At 68.8% G+C, this 18,537-nt stretch carries 17 protein-coding genes and 2 pseudogenes; 9 read left to right on the top strand and 10 right to left on the bottom strand.

The window, feature by feature from the left end:
- Window positions 1–481: 481 nt before the first annotated feature.
- Window positions 482–718 carry a hypothetical protein gene (locus tag HMH01_RS16750; protein WP_171326950.1) on the top strand — a complete coding sequence of 79 codons (237 nt, stop codon included), beginning with the start codon at window positions 482–484 and terminating at the stop codon, window positions 716–718.
- Between the two features lie 255 nt (window positions 719–973).
- A complete protein-coding gene (locus HMH01_RS16745) occupies window positions 974–1,717 on the top strand; it encodes a response regulator (protein WP_171326949.1) in 744 nt (247 codons plus the stop codon).
- Here HMH01_RS16745 and HMH01_RS16740 read toward each other — a convergent pair.
- From HMH01_RS16740 to HMH01_RS16730, 3 genes are all read right to left on the bottom strand, one after another.
- Window positions 1,690–2,295 carry a hypothetical protein gene (locus HMH01_RS16740; RefSeq protein ID WP_171326948.1) on the bottom strand — a complete coding sequence of 202 codons (606 nt, stop codon included), beginning with the start codon at window positions 2,293–2,295 and terminating at the stop codon, window positions 1,690–1,692. The genes HMH01_RS16745 and HMH01_RS16740 overlap by 28 nt on opposite strands.
- A gap of 69 nt (window positions 2,296–2,364) precedes the next feature.
- Window positions 2,365–3,729: a TadE/TadG family type IV pilus assembly protein gene (locus HMH01_RS16735; protein ID WP_171326947.1), complete on the bottom strand. Its 1,365-nt coding sequence runs from the start codon at window positions 3,727–3,729 to the stop codon at window positions 2,365–2,367.
- Between the two features lies 1 nt (window position 3,730).
- The gene (locus HMH01_RS16730; protein WP_171326946.1) at window positions 3,731–4,123 is read right to left on the bottom strand and encodes a TadE/TadG family type IV pilus assembly protein; all 393 of its coding nucleotides are present in this window, start codon (window positions 4,121–4,123) and stop codon (window positions 3,731–3,733) included.
- Window positions 4,124–4,526: 403 nt separating this feature from the next.
- Here HMH01_RS16730 and HMH01_RS16725 point away from each other — a divergent pair, with 403 nt between their 5' ends.
- A complete protein-coding gene (locus tag HMH01_RS16725) occupies window positions 4,527–5,525 on the top strand; it encodes an ABC transporter substrate-binding protein (protein ID WP_171326945.1) in 999 nt (332 codons plus the stop codon).
- On the top strand, window positions 5,522–8,872 hold the full coding sequence (locus HMH01_RS16720; protein WP_171326944.1) for a PAS domain S-box protein: 3,351 nt from the start codon (window positions 5,522–5,524) through the stop codon (window positions 8,870–8,872). Before HMH01_RS16725 ends, HMH01_RS16720 begins: the two co-directional genes overlap by 4 nt.
- 73 nt (window positions 8,873–8,945) lie before the next feature.
- On the opposite strand, the gene HMH01_RS16715 is transcribed toward HMH01_RS16720, so the two are convergent.
- The 3 genes and pseudogenes from HMH01_RS16715 to HMH01_RS16705 form a co-directional block, all read right to left on the bottom strand.
- Window positions 8,946–10,064 (bottom strand): acetate/propionate family kinase, encoded by a 1,119-nt coding sequence (locus HMH01_RS16715; protein ID WP_171326943.1) that lies wholly within the window; start codon window positions 10,062–10,064, stop codon window positions 8,946–8,948.
- Window positions 10,064–11,050, bottom strand: coding sequence for a YeiH family protein (locus HMH01_RS16710; RefSeq protein ID WP_171326942.1), 987 nt, complete (start codon window positions 11,048–11,050; stop codon window positions 10,064–10,066). Before HMH01_RS16710 ends, HMH01_RS16715 begins: the two co-directional genes overlap by 1 nt.
- 48 nt (window positions 11,051–11,098) lie before the next feature.
- Window positions 11,099–12,085 (bottom strand): annotated as a pseudogene (locus HMH01_RS16705) (thiamine pyrophosphate-dependent enzyme); the annotation flags it as partial.
- Between HMH01_RS16705 and HMH01_RS16700 the strand changes: the two are divergent.
- The 3 genes and pseudogenes from HMH01_RS16700 to HMH01_RS16690 form a co-directional block, all read left to right on the top strand.
- A pseudogene (locus HMH01_RS16700) lies at window positions 12,005–12,310 on the top strand (TRAP transporter large permease subunit); the annotation flags it as partial. The pseudogenes HMH01_RS16705 and HMH01_RS16700 overlap by 81 nt on opposite strands.
- 11 nt (window positions 12,311–12,321) lie before the next feature.
- The gene (locus HMH01_RS16695) at window positions 12,322–13,107 is read left to right on the top strand and encodes an IclR family transcriptional regulator domain-containing protein (protein WP_171326941.1); all 786 of its coding nucleotides are present in this window, start codon (window positions 12,322–12,324) and stop codon (window positions 13,105–13,107) included.
- An 81-nt stretch (window positions 13,108–13,188) separates the two neighbouring features.
- Entirely contained in the window at window positions 13,189–13,896 is a 708-nt protein-coding gene (locus HMH01_RS16690) for a sulfite exporter TauE/SafE family protein (RefSeq protein WP_171326940.1), read from the top strand.
- A 49-nt stretch (window positions 13,897–13,945) separates the two neighbouring features.
- On the opposite strand, the gene HMH01_RS16685 is transcribed toward HMH01_RS16690, so the two are convergent.
- Window positions 13,946–14,437 carry a pyridoxamine 5'-phosphate oxidase family protein gene (locus HMH01_RS16685; protein WP_343035385.1) on the bottom strand — a complete coding sequence of 164 codons (492 nt, stop codon included), beginning with the start codon at window positions 14,435–14,437 and terminating at the stop codon, window positions 13,946–13,948.
- 251 nt (window positions 14,438–14,688) lie between these two features.
- On the opposite strand from HMH01_RS16685, the gene HMH01_RS16680 reads away from it, so the two are divergent.
- Both HMH01_RS16680 and HMH01_RS16675 read left to right on the top strand, forming a co-directional pair.
- Window positions 14,689–15,585 carry a methyltransferase family protein gene (locus tag HMH01_RS16680; RefSeq protein WP_425483631.1) on the top strand — a complete coding sequence of 299 codons (897 nt, stop codon included), beginning with the start codon at window positions 14,689–14,691 and terminating at the stop codon, window positions 15,583–15,585.
- Window positions 15,582–15,971 carry a DUF4149 domain-containing protein gene (locus HMH01_RS16675; protein WP_171326939.1) on the top strand — a complete coding sequence of 130 codons (390 nt, stop codon included), beginning with the start codon at window positions 15,582–15,584 and terminating at the stop codon, window positions 15,969–15,971. The genes HMH01_RS16680 and HMH01_RS16675 overlap by 4 nt, the downstream gene beginning before the upstream one ends.
- A 100-nt stretch (window positions 15,972–16,071) precedes the next feature.
- Here HMH01_RS16675 and HMH01_RS16670 read toward each other — a convergent pair whose 3' ends face one another.
- Genes HMH01_RS16670 through HMH01_RS16660 form a run of 3 tightly spaced genes read right to left on the bottom strand, consistent with a single transcriptional unit; the run spans window position 16,072 to window position 18,362 of the window.
- Window positions 16,072–16,230, bottom strand: coding sequence for a hypothetical protein (locus HMH01_RS16670; protein ID WP_171326938.1), 159 nt, complete (start codon window positions 16,228–16,230; stop codon window positions 16,072–16,074).
- Between the two features lie 25 nt (window positions 16,231–16,255).
- Window positions 16,256–17,578 carry a vWA domain-containing protein gene (locus tag HMH01_RS16665; RefSeq protein WP_171326937.1) on the bottom strand — a complete coding sequence of 441 codons (1,323 nt, stop codon included), beginning with the start codon at window positions 17,576–17,578 and terminating at the stop codon, window positions 16,256–16,258.
- Window positions 17,565–18,362: a MerR family transcriptional regulator gene (locus tag HMH01_RS16660; RefSeq protein ID WP_171326936.1), complete on the bottom strand. Its 798-nt coding sequence runs from the start codon at window positions 18,360–18,362 to the stop codon at window positions 17,565–17,567. The genes HMH01_RS16665 and HMH01_RS16660 overlap by 14 nt, the downstream gene beginning before the upstream one ends.
- Between the last annotated feature and the right edge of the window lie 175 nt (window positions 18,363–18,537).

Genomic DNA, 18,537 nt, shown 5'->3' with positions numbered 1-18,537 from the left:
ATGGCCATCGGCGGCCCTGGCGCCGGCGATGAAGGCGCATCCGTCGAACCCCTGCACCGCGCGGGTTTCGTTCGGCGCCCGATCGCCGGATCCCGACCCGCTGATCTTTCGACCCGCTCATCTTTCTAGGGCCGATCATCACGGGGTCGTTCAGGGTGCGCCCGGCATCCCGCATCATCCCTGCCAGAACTGGTGTCCGGCGCGACCGCCGGACCCGGGCATCCGGAAGCCCGGCCCATGACTATCCGCAGCGGTCATCGGGGGCGCCAGCCACGGGGTCGGGCCCGCGCGGCGATTCCCGATCCGGCAGATGCGTGCACGAAATCTGCACGCTCTGTCACGAATACTGCAAAATTCGGCACCGTTCGCTGAAACGCGCTCGAAACGCGGGCGCGACAGTTCCCTTGCGAAACGGACATCGATCTGCCGAACGGGCGGTGGCGCCACTCCGGCAGGAGGTCCCCAACGGGAGGGTTTTCGGATGGCCTACATCCACTCTGACGAAGTTCACGCGGCTGCTCTGGCCAGTCGGTCGGCAGCTTCCTTGCGGGCGCGCCTTGCCACAGCGACAGCGGCCCTTTCCCGGCGTGTCCGCACGATCGATCGTCGCGATGCGGTGCGGCTCGCGATCGGGACCGCGATCCACTACGCGCTCGGCATCGGCTTCGCGATCTGGGTCATCCAGTTTGTCAATGGAAACATGAACATCATGAACTGAGCGGCCCTGCTGGCCCCTTGCATGAGCGGGCCGCGTCCTTTTGCGGATGCGGCCCGCCCGGTCACCGCCAACCCGCTGCGGCGGTGCTTTCGACCCGGCAGTATTGCGCCAATTCGACGGCCACTTGCAACGAAGTGTTGACAGTCGACGATCTTCCTGAAACCGTGGCGAGTGGTATTAGGGGGTAGCTCAGTCATTGGCGGCCAAGGCACATCCGGTGCCCGGCGCTTCGTATTCCGTCAAGAGTGGATTGCCGTGTCTGACAGGCCCAGGATACTTGCCTTCGACGACGAAGTGCAGATTACGACGCTGCTGAGGGATACCCTCAGCCTGGACGGCGCAGAGGTGCTCGTGGCCAACACCGCCGCGGAGTTTCACCGCCTCCACGGCTCGAGCCCGGTCGACATCTACATCCTCGACCTGATCACGCCGGACGGGAACGGGCTGAACCTGGTGCGCGAGCTGCGCACCCGCGAGGACGCCGGCATCATCATCCTGACCGGCCAGAGCAGCGAGGTGGATGTCGTGCTCGGGCTGGAGCTTGGCGCCGACGACTACATCCCCAAGCCGTTTCGCCCCCGCGAACTGCGCGCGCGTGTCGCGAGCGTCTATCGCCGTGTCGCCGGCAAGCGCGCGGAACAGTCCGCGCCACAGGCGACAGAACCGGCTCTTCCCGACGCGCCCGGCGACAGCATCAACCTGGGCGACTGGTCGATCGATGTCGCCGCGCGCAAGGTCCGCCACGCGGCTGGCGAAAGGCTGGAGCTGACCACGTCGGAATTCGACGTGCTCGTCTATCTCGCCCGCAACGCCGGGCGGGTCGTGACCCGCAACCAGATCATCGACGCCATCCGCAGCGAGAACTGGGCCGCCTATGACCGGCTGATCGACGGGTTCGTGTCGCGGATCCGGCGCAAGATGCTGGTCATCGATCCGGACCGTCCGCTGATCCGGACGATCCGGGGCGTGGGTTACTGCCTGTCGCTGGACCCTGACTGACCGGCCGCCTGCGGCCAGATCGCCAGCGCCTCGACCAGCGGCTCTATCGCGGCGATGTCCCCGGTTCCGCGGACCTGCACCTGCACGCCGCTCCGCATCTGAAGCGACAGCGCAACGTCGCCGGGACCGCTGCGATCCTCGAAGATGCGTCCCGACACGATCCGTACCGGCCCCGACGGCGGGGCCCAGGCGGCATCCCGCGGCAGGCGCGACAGCGCGATGAGAAAGCGGCCGCGCGGTCCCTCGTACAATGCTGCCGCGGCATCGACGGGCGCCGGGGCGCCGGCGTCCGCAAGCGAGGGGAACCCGTTCGCCACCGCCGAGACCGCCTCCAGGCCGACATAATCCGTGCGCCGCCACTGGCCGAAGGCGCTGGGCATCGCAAAGATCATCTGCTCTCCGGTGGTGTAGGCGGACAGGTGGTCCTGGCGGACGCCTGCCGATGCGCTTCCCGTGTCGGTCTGCCTGAGGATGCCGAGCAGCGTTCCACCCAGCACGACCAGGCCCAGGCTCAGCAGAAGCACCGGCACCTGCCGCGCGCCGGGGTCTGCGCGCCGTGTCATCGTGTTGCTCGCCATCGGTGTCTCTCCCTCTGCTGGTCTCGGTCCGGGACCGGACGGGTTGCGCGCCGCCGGGGCGCGGGCGTTTCAGTTCACGATGCGGAAATAGTCGGCCATGTAGGGCGGGTCGTCGGGATGCGGGCACAGCGCGAAGCCGCCGCTGGCGGTCATCTTGGCCTTGCCCAGCGCCTGGATGGCGATGCCGGTGATGCCTTCGGGTGCGGCCGCGATCTGCACCTCTCCGCGCGCGACGATCTGCGCCTCGTGGAAATAGGCGGTCGAGGGGAAGCTCACGCTGCCCATGCTCATCAGCACCACGCCGCCCCCCGGGGCACAGCCGTCCGGCCGCCCGATGGTGGCCCCGGAATTCCCGCTGATGCTGGAGGAACCGGAGTTCGAGGTGATGATGATGGAATCGGCGATCAGCGCGCCGGACGAGATCTGCACCGCGCAATTGGTCACGATCACCGTGTACTCGACCACGTCGCCGGACTCGATCTTGATCATCTTGTTCGACGAAGAGTCCGCAAGGCTGTCGCCTATCTTGCCGCAGGCGACGATATGGACGTTGTTCGTTCCCAGATAGGTCGCGTCGAAATTCCGCTGCTCGACGTTCTTCACAAGTCCGAAGCCGTTCGCGATGTAGTCGGGCTGGTCGGGCGAGCGGATGTCCTGCAGCGACGTGAACAGCCGTTCCACCTGGTTGACCATGCGCGGAAACATCGTCGTCGTGGAAAGCGCCTCGCTCAGGCCGACATTCGACGTCCACCCCCCCATGGGCAGGCTGAGCATCGAGAAGTCCGGCATCGAGACGCTGACACCTTCCTCAAAGGTGTTCCCGCTGCTCATGGCGACACCCATTTCCCCATGCAGGCAGAAAGGCGGCCGCAGCAGGTTGTTCGACGTGATCTCGGCCGTCTCTGCGCTGATGATCCCGTCGCGGGTGCAGCGCGGCAGGAACTTCTGGGAAATCGCGCTGGCCCCCACATCCCACTGGTCCAGCACCCCGAGCTTCAGCAGAAGCGTGGGGACGGCGTTCGACCCGGCGCCGGTCCGCAGCGCCCTGACCCGCACCGCGTCCGGAAACTCTGTATCCGGCGTGAAGCTGCGTGACGCATGGTCCCAGGTTCCGATATCCACATTCTCCGCGGTGACCACATCGCCATAGACCGCGGGATCCAGGTGCAGCTCTGCGATGCGCACCGCCTCGGCGACCATTTCCGCCCTGCGCTCGGTCGTCAGCGGGCGGGCCGGCGGCGGCAGCTTCAGCGCGGCCGCATGCGCCGCCGCATCGGCCACGGCCTGAAGCATGGCGCGATTGCGCCAGGCGTTCGTCGTGTCGACGGCAAGCCCCCCGATCACCAGCAGCAGCACCGCCCAGATCAGCCCCAGCGGCGTCGAGAACCCGCCAGTGTCGCGTGCAAACCTGCGAAGCCCGCTTCCCATGCGCATATCAGGCCGGCTCCTGCATCATGATCGCGCGCGCGGTCAGCCGGCTGCTGCCGGCCAGGCCCAGCATGTTGAACAGCGTCACATCCGCCATCGGCAGCTCGATCTGGACCCAGACCTGCGGGCCGACATCATGCGCGGACACCGTCGGATCGGCGCCCATGATCCGGGCCGAACTTTCTGCGTAGGTGACGGCCTCGGCGGCGTTCAGGCTGCGCAACGAGATCTGGCGCACGGTGTCGCGCGCCACGTCCCACATGCGCGAATGCGCAAGCATGCTGAGCGAGACATCGAGCACGAAGGCCAGGATCAGCATGAAGGCCGGCAGCCAGATCACGAACTCGATCGCTGCCGCGCCGTTCTCGTCACGCACAAATCGCCGGGAACGCAGTTTCATTTCCGCACCTCGAAACAGCATTGGAGCCTGGCCGCGTCACATTCCTGAGGCTGGCCGTGGCGCGGCAGATGCACATTGCGCCGCCCCTTCGCCCGGCGTTTGCCTGCTTTGTGCAGCAAGTTGCAGATCGCGTGACAAGTTGCGCGGCGAAGGCCGCCATATCGCTGACATCGAAGCGCCGGCATCACCACGAGAAGATCACTTTTCGCCCCGCGCGGGTCGCAGTTCTGCCGCATCTGTATCGTTGTGTCGCAGAAATGCGGGCCGGCACGATGTGTGATGTTTTTCGGACCGGTCTCGCGAACGGGGGATGCAGATGGTGGTCTGGCACAGACCGGCGCCGCGTTTTGGCAGCGCTCGGCCGGGGGCTTGGATTTGCGGGCGTACCCTGCGGGGTGCGCTCATGATCGCGGCGATCGCCTGCGGGAGCACCGCTTCGGCGGCCCCCCTGCGCATCCTCGGCGCCATGCATTGCGCGGATGCGCCCACGACCGTGGCCTGGGAAACAGGGCTTCTTCAGGCGACCGGGCTCGATATCCGCCTGTCGCGCAACGCCACCGGCCGCGAGAACCTGGAAGCCCTGCGCGAAGGCCGGGCCGAATTCGCCCTGATGCCGATGACGCCCTTCGTGATCGACCTTCTGTCGGACACCACGCCCGGGGGCGCGGAGGATCCCGTCATCCTGGCCAACATCGCCCACGCGACCGACATCGAGGCGCTGGTCACGCTTCGGCCGCGCCACGACCGGCCGGGCGCGTTTCCCGAAGGGGGCAAGATCGGCTTTCCCGGCGGGACCATGGCCGAGTTCATCTGGTCGCTATGGTCCGAAGGATTGCGCGCGTCCGGCGCGGGCCCGACGCCCGAGAACGTGGCGCCGCCCGATATAGGCGACGCGCTCGAAGCCGGGCGGATCGATGCCGCGATCGTCTGGGAGCCCTGGCTCGAGGGGCTCAGGCATAGGTTCGGGGACCGGCTGGTCATTCTGGATCCCCCGACAAGGGGCCATGCCACGCGGTGGCTTCTGGTGACGCGCCGCGATATCGCGCAGACCCGCGCGAAGGATGCCGCAGCGGTTCTCGACGCCTATCGGGCGGCGGTTCGCCTGATGGACAGCGACCGGCCCGCGGCCGAGGCGGCGATGTCCAGATGGATGCCGTTCTCCGACAGCCATATCGAGAAGCTCCGCAACAACACCATCTATGACGTGACGCTGGACTGGGCGACCTATTCGGATTTCCGCGAACAGGTGCGCTGGGCCATGTCGGCCGGCCACGCGGGCGCCGGCGCGGTGCCCGACTTCCTGTCCGTCGTCGCGGCCGCGCCACTTCTGTCGGTGTCGCCGCACGAGGTGTTCTTTCCCGTAGCCGCGCCGGCGTTCGACGCCGCGCCGATCCTGCCATGAGCCTCGTCCGGCTCGCACGACTGGCGCTTGCCGCAAGCGTCGTCGGCTGGCTGGTCATCGCAGTCGTCGCCTCGGACGCGGTGCGCCGGATCGATCAGCGGATCGAGACGAACGCGATCTTCAGCCAGCTCGAGCGGGACATCGACCGCTTCCAGCTGTCGCTCGACAGCCTTGCGATGGACGGCGCGGACAGCAAGGTCATCGCCGCGGTCCAGCGCAACGGCACGTCGATCAGGGACCAGCTCACCGAACTCGGCACGGCCTATCCCGAGGCGCTGAACGGCGCGCGCGCCATCAACATGATCCTCGATGTCCTCGACCGCTGGGCCGCGAGCGATGCCGCGTCGACCTCGGCCGCCACGGACATGAGCCGCCTCACCTATCTCCGGCGGCACGATATCGTGCTGAGCCATGCAAAGATGCAGATCGGCCTGGCGATGGAGGCCGAAAGCGCCGCGCAAGCCAAGGCCATCGTCGCCAGCCTGTCGTTCTCGGGCCTTCTGTTCATCGGCACCGGCTTCATCCTGACATGGCTGCTGTTCCGCCAGATCGACGGGCCGGTAAAGGCGCTGACCGATGCGATGCGGCGGATGCGGGTGACGAATACGCCGGTCCGGGCGCCGGAACACCTGCGCAATGAATTCGGCGCGATCGGGCGTGCCCTGAACGAGTTGACCGATCACAGGCGCTCGGCGGAACTGAAGCTGCGCCAGTCGCAGGATCTGCTGCGGATCGCCGGCGACATGGCGCATCTCGGCGGCTGGCGCCACGATCCGGTGACGAACCTGGTCTTCCTCAGCGACGGGGCCGCCAACATCCTGGGCCGGCACACCAGCGGCTCCCTTCCGCTGGCGCGGCTGCTGGAGCATTGCGCCGCCGAGGATCGCATGGCGCTCCGCAAGCTGATCGAGCGGTGCATCGGGACCGGGCAGCCCTTCAGCGAGGTGATCCGCATCGAGACGGCCCATGGCCGCGAAAGATGGGTGCGCGCCGTGGGCGAGCCGGCCCGCGGCCCGGACGGCAACGTGACCGGCCTTCAGGGCGCGCTTCAGGACATCACCGACGAGGTGCTGGTCCGCACCCGCGCCGAACGCCGCAACGCCGAACTGAAGAACGTCATCGCCTCCATCGGCGACGGCTTCTTCGTGCTCAACCGCGACTGGGAAATCAGCTTCATCAACGCGCGCGCCCGCGAGTTGCTGCGCTTCGACGACAACGACGAAGTGGGCGCCGTGTTCTGGTCCCGCTTTCCCGTGTCCGAGATCCCTGCCCTCGCCTGGGCGTTCCACGAGGCGATGCGCACCGGCAAGGGCGCCAGCCTGATCGAGCATGTCGCCCCGCTCGGGGTCTGGTTCGAGATCCACATCCATCCGACCGCCAGCGGGCTCGCGGTATATTTCCACGACTACACCGAACGCAGGGCCGAGCGCGAGCAGCTGAAACTGCTGGAGACGGCAAGCCAGCGCTCGAACGATGTCATCATCATCACCGAGGTCGGCGACCCCGCCGATCTCGAACAGTTCCACATCATCTATGTCAACGAGCGCTTCGAGCAGATAACGGGCTACAGCCGCGAGGAAGCGATCGGTCGCACGCCGCTCATGCTGCAAGGCCCGAAATCGCAACCCGAGGAAATCGCAAGGATCCGCGCCGCCATTGCCCGCAAGGAACCGGTGCGCGTCGAGATGATCAACTACACCCGGGACGGGCGCGAGATCTGGGTCGAGAAGGACATCGTCCCCCTGACCGACGATGACGGCACCGTGACCCATGTGGTCGCGGTCCAGCGCGACATCACCGAGCGGCGGCGGATCGAGGAAGAACTGCGCCTGAACGAACAGCGTTTCCGGCTCGCGACGCAGGCGACCAACGACATCATCTGGGACTGGGACATCGCCGGGGGCAGCATGTGGGTCAGCGAGAACCACGGCCACATCCTGGGATGGGACGAGGTCGAGCACCCGGAGATGCTGACCTCGCCGCTATGGGCCATCCATTCCGACGATCGCACCCGCGTCGAGGCCGAGTTGCACACCGCGCTCAACGGCACCGGCGACAGCTGGTCGAGCGAGTTCCGCCTCCGGCGCCGGGATGGCGGGCACGCGATCATGAAGGTGAAGGCCTTCATCCTTCGCGACGCCGACGGCCAGGCGGTGCGGATGCTTGGCGGCATGGACGACATGACCGAGATCCGCGCCCTCGATGCGCAGCTTTTCGAGGCGCAGAAGCTGGACGCGCTGGGCCAGCTGACCGGCGGGGTGGCGCATGACTTCAACAACCTGCTCACCATCATCATCGGCAACGCGGCCCTTCTGCAGGACATGATGGACGGCCGGCCCGAAAGGCGCCTCGCGGATTCGATGCTGGAGGCGGGCGAGCGTGCCGCCGGCCTGACCGCCAGCCTGCTGGCCTTTTCGCGCCAGCAGCCGCTCGAGACACGGCCGACCGACGTGAACGCCCTGATCCGGCGGTCCGCCGACCTGCTGTACCAGGCCGTGTCGGAAAACGTCGACCTGCGGTTCGATCTTGCCGCGGGAGAGACGACGGCCCAGGTCGATCCGACCAAGCTGCAATCGGCCATCCTGAACCTGGTCATCAACAGCCAGCACGCCATCGAGGGCGAGGGCATCATCACCATCGTGACCGGCGACATCCATCTTGCCCCGGGTTCCGTCAGGGGCCTTGCCCCGGGGGAGTATGTCCTTCTCTCCGTGTCCGATACCGGCTGCGGCATGCCCCCCGACGTGGCCGAACGCGCCTTCGAGCCGTTCTTCACCACCAAGGGGCCGGGGGTGGGCACGGGTCTCGGGCTCAGCACGGTCTACGGTTTTGCCCAGCAGTCCGGAGGCACGGCGCTGATCGAGTCCCGGCCGGGGGCCGGCACCACCATCCGGATCTATCTTCCCCGCGCCGAACAGCACGCGCAGGCCGAAGAGGCGCCCCGCCCCGATCCATCGCCCCGGGGGCGTGGCGAGCATATCCTCGTCGTCGAGGATGACAGCCAGCTCCGGCAGCATGTCGCCGACGCGATACGCAAGATGGGCTACCGCGTCAGCACCGCCGAACGCGCCGACCGCGCCCTCGGCATCCTCGAGGGCAACGACCCGGTGGACGCGATCTTCAGCGACATCGCCCTGCCCGGTGGCATGAACGGCTGCAACCTGGCCCGGCGCGTGCGGGAGTCGCATCCGGGGACCAAGATCCTGCTGACGACCGGCTACAGCGAAAGCTCGGACCTGAAGGATCTCGAGGATCTGGAGGATGTCGGCGTCCTTCAGAAGCCCTACCGCAGCGAGGCGCTTTCCCGGGCCTTGTCCAGACTGCTTCTGGTCGCGGAAGACGCCTGATCCCGGCGCGTCTTGCGCCGCGGTTGTCCGCGCATGCGCCCGCCCGCGGCACGCGCCGGTCCGCCGGGGCGTGTCACGGCAGGAAGTCCCGCGCCGCCGCGAGCAGCCTTTCCTCCTCGTTGGCGGCGACGACCATCACCGTCGGCCCCCGCCCCCCCTCGCCCGGCAGGAAGGCGAGCCCATCGGCAACCGCCTGCCGGATATCGGCCGCGTTTTCCCCGATCCCGCCGCTGAACACGATGGCGTCGAGCCCGCCCATGACCCCGGCCATGCGGCAGACCTCCTCGATCACGCGGGTCACGAAATACGCCACCGCCCGCCGCGCCGCCGGGGTTCCGGCGGCCGCAAGATCGCGCATGTCGCCCGAGATCCCCGAAAGCCCCAGCAGGCCCGATTCGTGGTAGAGAAGCCGTTCGAGCGCGTCCGCGTCATGGCCCTCGCGCATCAGGTGCAGCAGCACGCCCGGGTCGATCCGTCCGCAGCGCGTGCCCATCGCCAGACCGTCGAGCGCGGTAAAGCCCATGCTGGTGCCGACCGACCGGCCAGCGCGCACCGCGCTGACCGAACAGCCGTTGCCCAGATGGGCGATGGCGATCGCCTTTTCCGCGACCGGGTAGCCGCGCGACTCCAGCGCCCGGCAGACCGACTCGCAGGCAAGGCCGTGGAAGCCGTAGCGCCGGATCCCCGCATCGTAATACCGGGCAGGCAGGGCATAGGCGTCCTGCACCCATGGCTTGCCGGCATGGAAGGCCGTGTCGAAGCAGGCCACGTGCACCGCCTCGGGAAAGAGCGTCCGGCCGCTTTCGATGCCCTGCAAGCCGTGCGGCTGGTGCAGCGGCGCCAGCGGAACCAGCGCGGCAAGCGCGGCCACCACGTCCGGCGTGACGCGGACCGGGGCCGAGAACCGCGCGCCGCCATGCACGATGCGGTGTCCGACCCCGCGGATGTTCAGCCCCGGTCGCAGGCCGGGGATCGCCGCGCAGAGTTCCCGCAGCGCGCGAACGTGATCGGCCGGCCCGATCCGGCGCGTCCGCGGCGCTTGCTCCGGCGCGCGCAGGGTCAGGACGGCGTCGCCGCGGCCCACCCGCTCCACCCCGCCCCAGACAAGAAAGCGCCCGGGCCGCGCCACCTCGGCCAGCGCGAATTTCAACGAGGAACTCCCCGCGTTCAGGGCAAGCAGCGCGTCCGTCATCACACCCGGCCCAGCACCCAGAGCCCCGCCAGCACCAGGCAGGCCAGGAACAGGGTCTGCGCGACGATCAGGGTTATCGCCCCGCCACCGACCTGAAGGATGTTGCGCAGATCGGTCTTCATCCCGACCGCGGCGATGGCCGTCAGCAGCGCCCAGGACGACAGCGCCGAAAGCAGCGCGCCAAGCTGCGGCGGGACAAGCCCCAACGAATTGATCGCGACCAGCGCGAGGAACCCGGCAATGAAGGCGGGCATGATCGGCGGGCGCTTGCCCCCCTCGGGCGGGCGCGCCCGGTTCATCCAGACGATCACCATGACCACGGGCGCGAGAAAGGCGACGCGGATCAGCTTGACCAGCGTGGATGTCTCGCCCGCCGTCTCGGAGATGGTGAAGCCCGCCCCCACAACCTGCGCCACGTCGTGCACGGTCGCCCCGATGAAAAGCCCCGCCGTCACATCATCGAAGCCCAGCGCGCGGGTAAGGATCGGATAGACGATCATCGCGATGGTGGACAGGACCGTGACCCCCAGCACGGTGAACAGCAGGTTCCGCTCGGACCGCTCGTCCTTCGGCAGGACCGCCGCGATCGCCATGGCGGCAGAGGCGCCGCAGATCGCCACCGCCCCCGCCGTCAGCAGCGAAAAGCGGGGCCCCTGCCCGATCAGCCGGCCGAGAAGGACGCCAAACAGGATCGTCGCCACGACGCCGGCCGCAAGCAGCAGGATCAGCTCCCACCCCATTTCGGCCACCATGTCGAAGCTGATGCGCGCCCCCAGCAGCGCCACCCCGCACCGCAGGATCACCCGCGCCGAAAAGCCGATGCCCGGCGCGCCCTTGCCCTGCTCGCCCAGAAAGTTCAGCGCGATGCCGAACAGCAGCGCCATCAGCATGGCCGGTGCGCCGTGATGCTCGGCCACGAACTGCGCGGCAAGCGCCACCAGCACCGACACGGTGATGCCGGGAAACAGCTCCGCCCCCCTGGCCATCAGGTGGCGACCGCGCGTCCGGAGGGGCAGCAAACGCCGGCTCACGCGTCAGGCGCCGGCCTGCGGGCGCATGTCCGCACGCTCGATCCCGGCGACCGCGGCGGGCTTCTTCATGGCGTCGCGGCGGAACGGCTCGCCCAGTTCCTGGTTGATCATCGCCTCGATCAGGGTGGTGACGCCGTTTTCCATCTGGTCCTTGATCGCCTGATCCAGCGCGGCGGTCAACTCTTCCATGGTGCGCGCGACCACGCCCTTCAGCCCGCAGGCCCGGGCGATGCCGGCATAGCTCACCTCCTCGTCCAGCTCGGTTCCGACGAAATTGTCGTCGAACCAGAGGGTCGAGTTCCGCTTCTCCGCGCCCCACTGGTAGTTGCGGAACACGATCTGCGTGACCGCGGGCCATTCCTTCCGGCCGATCGCGGTCAACTCGTTCACCGCGATGCCGAAGGCCCCGTCCCCCGCGAAGCCCACCACCGGGACATCCGGGCAGCCGATCTTGGCCCCGACGATCGCCGGCAGGCCGTAGCCACAGGGCCCGAACAGCCCCGGCGCAAGGTATTTGCGCCCCTCGTCGAAGGACGGATAGGCATTGCCGATCGCGCAGTTGTTGCCGATATCGCTCGAGATGATCGCGTTGCGCGGCAGCGCCGACTGGATCGCGCGCCAGGCCATGCGGGGGCTCATCCAGTCGGGCTTCGCCGCCCGCGCGCGTTCGTTCCAGCTGGTGCCGGGGTCGTCCTCCTCGTGATCCATCGAGGACAGCTGCTGGGCCCACCGGGACTTGGTTTCCGCGATCCGCACCTTGCGCGCCTCGCGTCCCTCGTCGCCCGCGGTTTCCGACAGCAGGCGCAGGATGCCCTGCGCGACCTTGGCCGCATCGCCGACGATCCCCACCGCGATCTTCTTGGTCAGGCCGATCCGGTCGGGATTGATGTCGACCTGGATCACCTTCGCATCCTTCGGCCAGTATTCCATCCCGTAGCCCGGCAGGGTCGAGAAGGGGTTGAGACGGGTGCCCAGCGCCAGCACCACGTCGGGGTTGAGCCGGTGCAGTTCGCGGTCATCTTCCTTGTCGGTGCCTCGATCGGGTTCATCACGCCGCCCTACGGGCTGAACCTGTATGTCGCCTCGGGCGTGACCGGGGTTCCCTACTTCAGACTGCTGCGCTACACGGTGGCCTATCTCGCGGCGCTGATCGCCGTCTGGGTGCTGGTGGCCCTGGTGCCCGCACTCTCGACGGCGCTGCTGCCACAGCGGTGAGGGAGGATCCCGTGGACGGAGACGAGCAACGCTCGGGCGTGATCCCGACGAACCTGCGCCTGCTCATGGTGATCGAGGAGATCGCCCGGGCCGGCGTCCCGGTCACGCCGACCGAGGTGAACGCCGCCATCGGCCTGCCGAAACCCACCATCCACCGCCTGTTCGCCACGCTGGAGGCCGAGGGCTTCCTTCAGATCGACCTGGACGGGCGCACCTATTCGCCCGGGCCGCGGCTGCGCAAGCTGGCCGGCGGCATCCTGTCCTCGCGCCGGATCCGCAGCGCGCGGCAGGCCATCCTGAAGAAACTCAGCCAGAAGATCGGCGAGACCTGCAACATCGCCCTGCCCGACCGCGACGCGATGACCTATCTCGAACGCGTGGAGACCGAATGGCCGCTGCGGATCCAGCTGCCCATCGGTACGCGGGTGCCGTTCTACTGCACCGCAAGCGGCAAGATGTATCTCAGCTCGCTCGCGCTCAATCACCTCAAGGCCTACCTCGCTTCCACCGATCTGGAACGGCGGACCCCGAAGACCATCACCGACCCCGAGGCCATCCTCGAAGAGATAGCGACGGTGCGAAAGCTGGGCTACGCGCTCGACCGCGAGGAGTTCATGGAAGAGATGATCGCCCTTGCCGTCCCGGTGCTCGATGGCAACGGCCGCCTGATGGCGACGCTGTCCTTCCACGCGCCGACCGGGCGTTTCGATGTCGACAAGGCGCTGTCCTGTCTCGAGCCGCTGAAATCCGCCGCGGCGGCGCTGTCGAAACTGGTGTCCGAAGATTCCGCGTCGTGATCCGGATGCCCCGACCGTTGGCCCCGCGGGAAAGAGGCGGCCCCGGCAGGGGACGGCCGGCCTGAACAGGGGCCCGGGCGCATGGAGTTTCTTGCCGCAAACCTGATCGTCTTTCTCGCCGCCGCCATCCAGGCCTGCACCGGCTTCGGCTTTTCGGTCCTGGCGACGCCGCTTCTGCTGCTGATCTTCGCGCCGGCGGCGGCCATCCAGATCAACCTGGCGCTGTCGATCCTGATCTCGGCGGTGCTGTTGCCGAAACTCTGGGCGGACCTGGACCGGGTGCTGCTGCGCCGGCTCATCCTCGGCAGTCTTGCCGGTGCGCCGCTCGGCATCGCGATCCATGCCGTCGCCGATGCAACACATCTGCGCAAGGCCATCGGCGTGCTGCTGATCCTGTTCACCGTCGCCCTTGTGCGCAACATCCGCCTCGCGCGCAGCCGGCGGCGCGACTACCTGACGGGCGGGTGCGCCGGCGCGCTTTCCAGCAGCCTGGGAATGCCGGGGCCGCCGCTGATGATCTATTTCGCCGGCGGCTCGATGGACCCCGCGCTGTTGCGCAGCACCACGCTGGTCTGCTTCCTGATCGTCTATTCGGTCAGCCTGATGCTGCAACTGGGCATCAGCCCCGCACCGCGCGACAGCCTCGGATCCGCGCTGGAACTCGTGCCGGCGACGCTGGCCGGCGTCTTCCTCGGACAGATGGCTTTCCGTCACATCGGCACCCGGACCTTCGTCCGGGCGCTGCGGATCCTGCTTGCCGTCACCGGGGCGTATCTGGTCCTTTCCTGACGGGCTGCGCCGGGGCCGGTCGCGGCCCGCGCATGTCCCGTTGCCAGGTCTACGGCGCGCACCACTGCCCCGCCCAACCCGCCGTGCGCGTGTATGTCGCCCGGCGGTGGCGCGGGCCCAGGTGAAGAATGTCCATCGCCTGAAGGTCCAGTTGCAGCACGGCAAAGGCGGCCGGGTCCGGCGTCTTCTCATAGGCCAGCGCATCGGCCAGCGCCTGCCCCGGGGCGGGCGTGCCCCCGTAGGACAGCCGCGCCGCTTCGGGGATCCGCGCCCACAGATCCGCCACGGCATCGCCCGTCAGGATCGAGACGCTGGCGGTCAGGCGGATCTGAAGATGCGCCGCGCTGTCCCAGACATGCAGCGCCGCAAGCGGTCGCGCGCGCAGATCCCGCATCTTGGCCGAGCGCAGGTCGGTGTGGATGCGCAGGCGGGCGGCGGCCCTGTCCGCCCCCCGCAACACGACCGTGCGCGCCTGCGGCACCCCGTCTGCCGACACCGTGGCAAGCGTGGGGTGACGCGCCGGCGCGCGCCGGTCGTGCACGCCGCGCGAAAGGCGGGTCTAGACCTCGTCCCGCAGCGATGCAAGCGTGGCGGCCCAGGGGTGGGGGTCATGTGTCATGCGGATTTCCGGGGGCGTCCCTGGGGGTTCTGTCGTCGCTGCGGCGAACTGTTGCAGGACAGGGCGAAGTCAATTGACCCGCCCGCCGGCCGGGATAGCTGGGCCCGCGGACAGCCCGGAAAAGACAGATGCAAGGCCAGCGCGACATTCCCCCTGCCGATGAAGAAGCGCCGATGGCCTATGGCGGCGGTCCCGCATGGGCCCGGACGCTGCCGTCCGATCCGCGCATCGACGGCCTTCTGCGGCTGATCCTCGCGGCCCTGCGCCCGCCTGCCGGGGCCGGGCGCATCGCGCTTGCCCTTGGGCTGGGCTTCGCGACGCATCTCGCCTTCGCCGCCGGGGTGCTGGCCATGGTCGCGGCGATGTTCTTCGGCATGAGCGAAAGCCTCGGGCGCGTGCCCGCGCCCTGGTCCTGGCTGGCCAATGCCGCGCTGATCGTGCAATTTCCGCTGGCACATTCGCTGTTGCTGACACGGGGCGGCGGGCGCGTTCTTGCAAGGCTGGTGCCCGGCCCGCACGGGGCGACGCTGGCCACGACCAGCTATGCGCTGATCGCCTCGCTGCAACTGCTGGCGCTGTTCGCGCTATGGACACCGTCGGGGGTGGTCTGGTGGCGCGCCGAAGGGGCGGCTCTGGTGGCAAGCTGCATCGCCTATGGCGCGGCCTGGCTTCTGCTGATGAAGGCCAGCTTCGATGCCGGGGTCGAGGTCCAGTCCGGCGCGCTTGGCTGGATGTCGCTCATGGCGCGGGTCGCACCGCGCTTTCCCGACATGCCGACGCTGGGCCTGTTCCGCGTGATCCGCCAGCCGATCTATGTGGCCTTCGCGCTGACGCTCTGGACGGTGCCGGTCTGGACCCCCGATCAGCTGATGCTGGCGCTGTGCTTCACCGCCTACTGCCTGCTCGCGCCACGCCTGAAGGAACGCCGCTTCGCCGCGCGCCACGGCGCCCGCTTCGCCCGCTACCGCGCCGAGGTGCCCTATGCCCTGCCCCGACTGACCCGGAGACGCCCCATGCACAATGAACCCACCCCCGGCGATACGGCCCGGAATGCCGGGGGGCCGCGATGACGGCGGCGGCCCTTCTGGCCACGGCGCTGCTGTTCGGCGGCATGGTGCTCTATTCCTTCGGCTTCGCGGCCTTCCTGTTCACGGCCCTGCCGGCCGGGACTGCCGGGCCGACGATCCGCCGGGCATTCCCGCATTTCTACCTGTTCGTCATGGCGACTTCCGCCCTTGCGGCGCTGCTGCGCCTGCCGGGCGACGGGGTGGGCGCGCTCCTGCTGGCGGTGATCGCGGCGACCACCCTGCCCACGCGCCAGCTGCTGATGCCCGCCATCAACGCTGCGACGGACCGCGGCGCGAAGACCCGGTTCAAGTGGCTGCATGGCCTGTCGGTCGCGATCACGCTTGGCCATATCGGGCTTGCAGGCGTGGTGCTGATCCGGTTTCTCTGAAAGACGGGCGGCCGCAGCCTCGGCCCGTGACAAGGCGCTGCGGCGGCGGGAATGGAACGCAGAGCGGCGCGGGCCCGGCGCTGACCGGGCGCCGGCGCCCTCAACCGCGCCCGGCCGCGCCGCCCTTTACCTCCAGCCGCTTGCCATCCCGCATCGCCCAGGTCTTTACCTCCATGCCGTCATGATCGGCCTGCCAGCGGCTCAAGGCCCCGCCCCGCCATGGGCGCGGCCGCTTCTGCTGAAGGTGGCGCCTTGCCATCTGCCGCCCCCCGTCAAGAGCCGGCTCAGCGCGGACGCGACGCCATGTGCGCCGACCAGGCCGCCTTGGCCGGCCCCCGGTGATCGACGCTGCCCTCGCGCAGCTTGGCCGCGTGCAGCGCCATTTCCTTGCGGACCCGCGGGCTCCATTCCTCGTGGACCTCGCGCTGCATCAGTTCCAGTTCGCGCAGCAGCCGCTCGGTCCCCTCCAGGCCCCTCACATACGAAGCGAACCGGCGGATCTCGTCGCGCAGATAGGCCTCGGCCTCGCGGTGGGCACGCTCGCGGTTCAGCGCCGCCATGCGCCGCAGGACATGGCCCTGCCAGGCCCGCGCAACGGCGACCGCCACCTCGGTGTCATGGCCCCGCATCTCGGCCGCGAGGGGATCCACCACACGCAGCCGCAAGGCGACCGAAGCCGCCTCGAGTGTCTGGCCCGTGCGCGCATCGCGGCCAGTCGCACCAAGCGTCAGGTCGAGCCGCGCCCCCTCCTCGCCCGGGGGGCAATGCAGCCGGATCGCCAGCACCCGCGTGCCGCCGGCGACGATCGCGCCCAGCGGCACCGTCAGGCGGTTCCCGCGCTGGCGGAAGTTCTGGCTGCCGAAGGGCTCCGCCCGGACGCAGGCCGGCAGGTCCAGCGCCAGGGTCGCATCCTCGACCAGCGTCGCGGCCGCCTCGCCCAGCTCTCCCAGCAGGACGGTCTCGATCTCGGCGTCCAGCTCCGCGTCATGCATCCGCCCGCCGCCATTCTCGGCCAGCGCCGCGAGCAGTTCCTCGTCATAGCCGTCGCCGATGCCCAGGGCCGACGTGATGACCCCGCGGGCGCGCAGCTCGGCCGCATGTTCGGCCAGATCGCCCCGCCCGGTGATCCCCTCGTTGGCATGGCCGTCGCTCAGGATGATGACGCGCGGCATCAGGCCTGGCGCAGCGTCCTGCACCCGGGCGGCGCATTCGGCGCCGGTGAACCAGCCCTCGGACAGGTTGGTCATGCCCCGCGTGTCCAGCCGCCCGATTTCCCGCCGGGCAAGCTGGCGCGCCCCTGCATCGATCGCGACACCGTCCAGATGCACCTCCACGTCGGAGGCGAAGGAGACGACGCTCAGCCGGTCCCCGGGGCCCAGCCGGTCGAGCACGCCCAGTGCCGCCCGCTTCGCCGCCTCTAGCCGGCCACCCGCCATCGAGCCGCTGGCATCGATCACCAGCGCCAGGTTCAGCGGCTTGCGCCTGTCCCTTTCCGCCTCTGCCCCCACCGCGGAGAGCCGGCACAGCAGGTGGCGGACGCTGCCCCCGCAGGAAGGAACGAGACCAAGATCGAAGGCGGCGGAAAGGCGCAGTTCAGTGGTCGTCATCTTGAAGTCCTCCTGACAGGATCATGCGGATCAGGTCCGCGACACGCTCCAGCATCGCCCGCTCGCGGGGGGACAAGTCGCCCCGCACGGACAGGTGAAGATCGGGGGTGACGGGAATGACGAACCACTCCGTCCCCCGCGCCCGGCGCGAGGGCGCGCCATTTCCCGCCGATCCCAGCACCGCAAGCAGCGCCTCGATCCCGGCGAGGTCTGAAATGACGGGTCCGCGCGCGCCATTCGCTACGTCGACCCTGGCGAATTTCGGCGGGTATCTGTCCTCCCGGCCGGTTTCCGCAAGGCGCTCGTAGAGGCTGCGAAGCTCCCTTTCGGCCCGTGCCTCTTCCCCGACGGCCTTCGAGGCGGGAATGCCGGCCGAACGGCGCGGCGGCGCACCCTCGTCAAGGTCGTCTCGCTCGAACGACATCGGGGCCGACATGCTGGCCGGAGGGGGCGGCGGCGCGCCTTTTTCCCGCACCCGGCGCAGGTAGTCGCCGACCGGCGACAGTTTCGGCGAAACCGACTGCGCCTCTGCCGCCCAGCGCCGGATCTCATCCTCCCCCGCCAGCATCAGCCGCTTGCGGATCTCGGCGAAGGACTGCCCGTGGATCTCCTTCAGGGCGCGCACGGCAAGCGCGCGCTCGACATTGCCCTCGGGATATGTCGCGCCGCGCCCGGGCTTGAACGGCCCCGCCAGCAACCCCTCGGCCACCCAGGACCGCAGGGTCCGCCGCTCTACCCCGGTGCGTTCGCTGATCTCTTCGAGTGTGAGGCGCTGTTCCATCATGTGGACGGTGTAATTGCGCCATGTCGTTATGTCAAGTTCCTGCCGATCCGCGACGTGGCGATCACCCCCGGCCCCGCGGCGTTCACGCTTTCTAAACCACGCCGCGCATCAATCGAGGCGGACGCGTGCCGGGTGGACAAGCGCCGCCGCGCCCGCTCAAATGCTTGGAACGGCC

The organism is Halovulum dunhuangense (assembly GCF_013093415.1).
Lineage (GTDB): Bacteria > Pseudomonadota > Alphaproteobacteria > Rhodobacterales > Rhodobacteraceae > Halovulum > Halovulum dunhuangense.
Note: the sequence above shows the minus strand (reverse complement) of the source record. Positions and strands in the feature narration are given on the sequence as shown.

Excerpts from the sequence above, each read along its gene's own strand:
- HMH01_RS16670 (WP_171326938.1), bottom strand. The coding sequence starts at position 16,230 with ATGGCAAGGCGCCACCTTCAGCAGAAGCGGCCGCGCCCATGGCGGGGC.
- HMH01_RS16730 (WP_171326946.1), bottom strand. The coding sequence starts at position 4,123 with ATGAAACTGCGTTCCCGGCGATTTGTGCGTGACGAGAACGGCGCGGCA.
- HMH01_RS16750 (WP_171326950.1), top strand. The coding sequence starts at position 482 with ATGGCCTACATCCACTCTGACGAAGTTCACGCGGCTGCTCTGGCCAGT.
- HMH01_RS16740 (WP_171326948.1), bottom strand. The coding sequence starts at position 2,295 with ATGGCGAGCAACACGATGACACGGCGCGCAGACCCCGGCGCGCGGCAG.
- HMH01_RS16735 (WP_171326947.1), bottom strand. The coding sequence starts at position 3,729 with ATGCGCATGGGAAGCGGGCTTCGCAGGTTTGCACGCGACACTGGCGGG.
- HMH01_RS16725 (WP_171326945.1), top strand. The coding sequence starts at position 4,527 with ATGATCGCGGCGATCGCCTGCGGGAGCACCGCTTCGGCGGCCCCCCTG.
- HMH01_RS16690 (WP_171326940.1), top strand. The coding sequence starts at position 13,189 with ATGGAGTTTCTTGCCGCAAACCTGATCGTCTTTCTCGCCGCCGCCATC.
- HMH01_RS16710 (WP_171326942.1), bottom strand. The coding sequence starts at position 11,050 with ATGGCCAGGGGGGCGGAGCTGTTTCCCGGCATCACCGTGTCGGTGCTG.
- HMH01_RS16680 (WP_425483631.1), top strand. The coding sequence starts at position 14,689 with ATGGCCTATGGCGGCGGTCCCGCATGGGCCCGGACGCTGCCGTCCGAT.
- HMH01_RS16675 (WP_171326939.1), top strand. The coding sequence starts at position 15,582 with ATGACGGCGGCGGCCCTTCTGGCCACGGCGCTGCTGTTCGGCGGCATG.
- HMH01_RS16660 (WP_171326936.1), bottom strand. The coding sequence starts at position 18,362 with ATGATGGAACAGCGCCTCACACTCGAAGAGATCAGCGAACGCACCGGG.
- HMH01_RS16715 (WP_171326943.1), bottom strand. The coding sequence starts at position 10,064 with ATGACGGACGCGCTGCTTGCCCTGAACGCGGGGAGTTCCTCGTTGAAA.
- HMH01_RS16665 (WP_171326937.1), bottom strand. The coding sequence starts at position 17,578 with ATGACGACCACTGAACTGCGCCTTTCCGCCGCCTTCGATCTTGGTCTC.
- HMH01_RS16720 (WP_171326944.1), top strand. The coding sequence starts at position 5,522 with ATGAGCCTCGTCCGGCTCGCACGACTGGCGCTTGCCGCAAGCGTCGTC.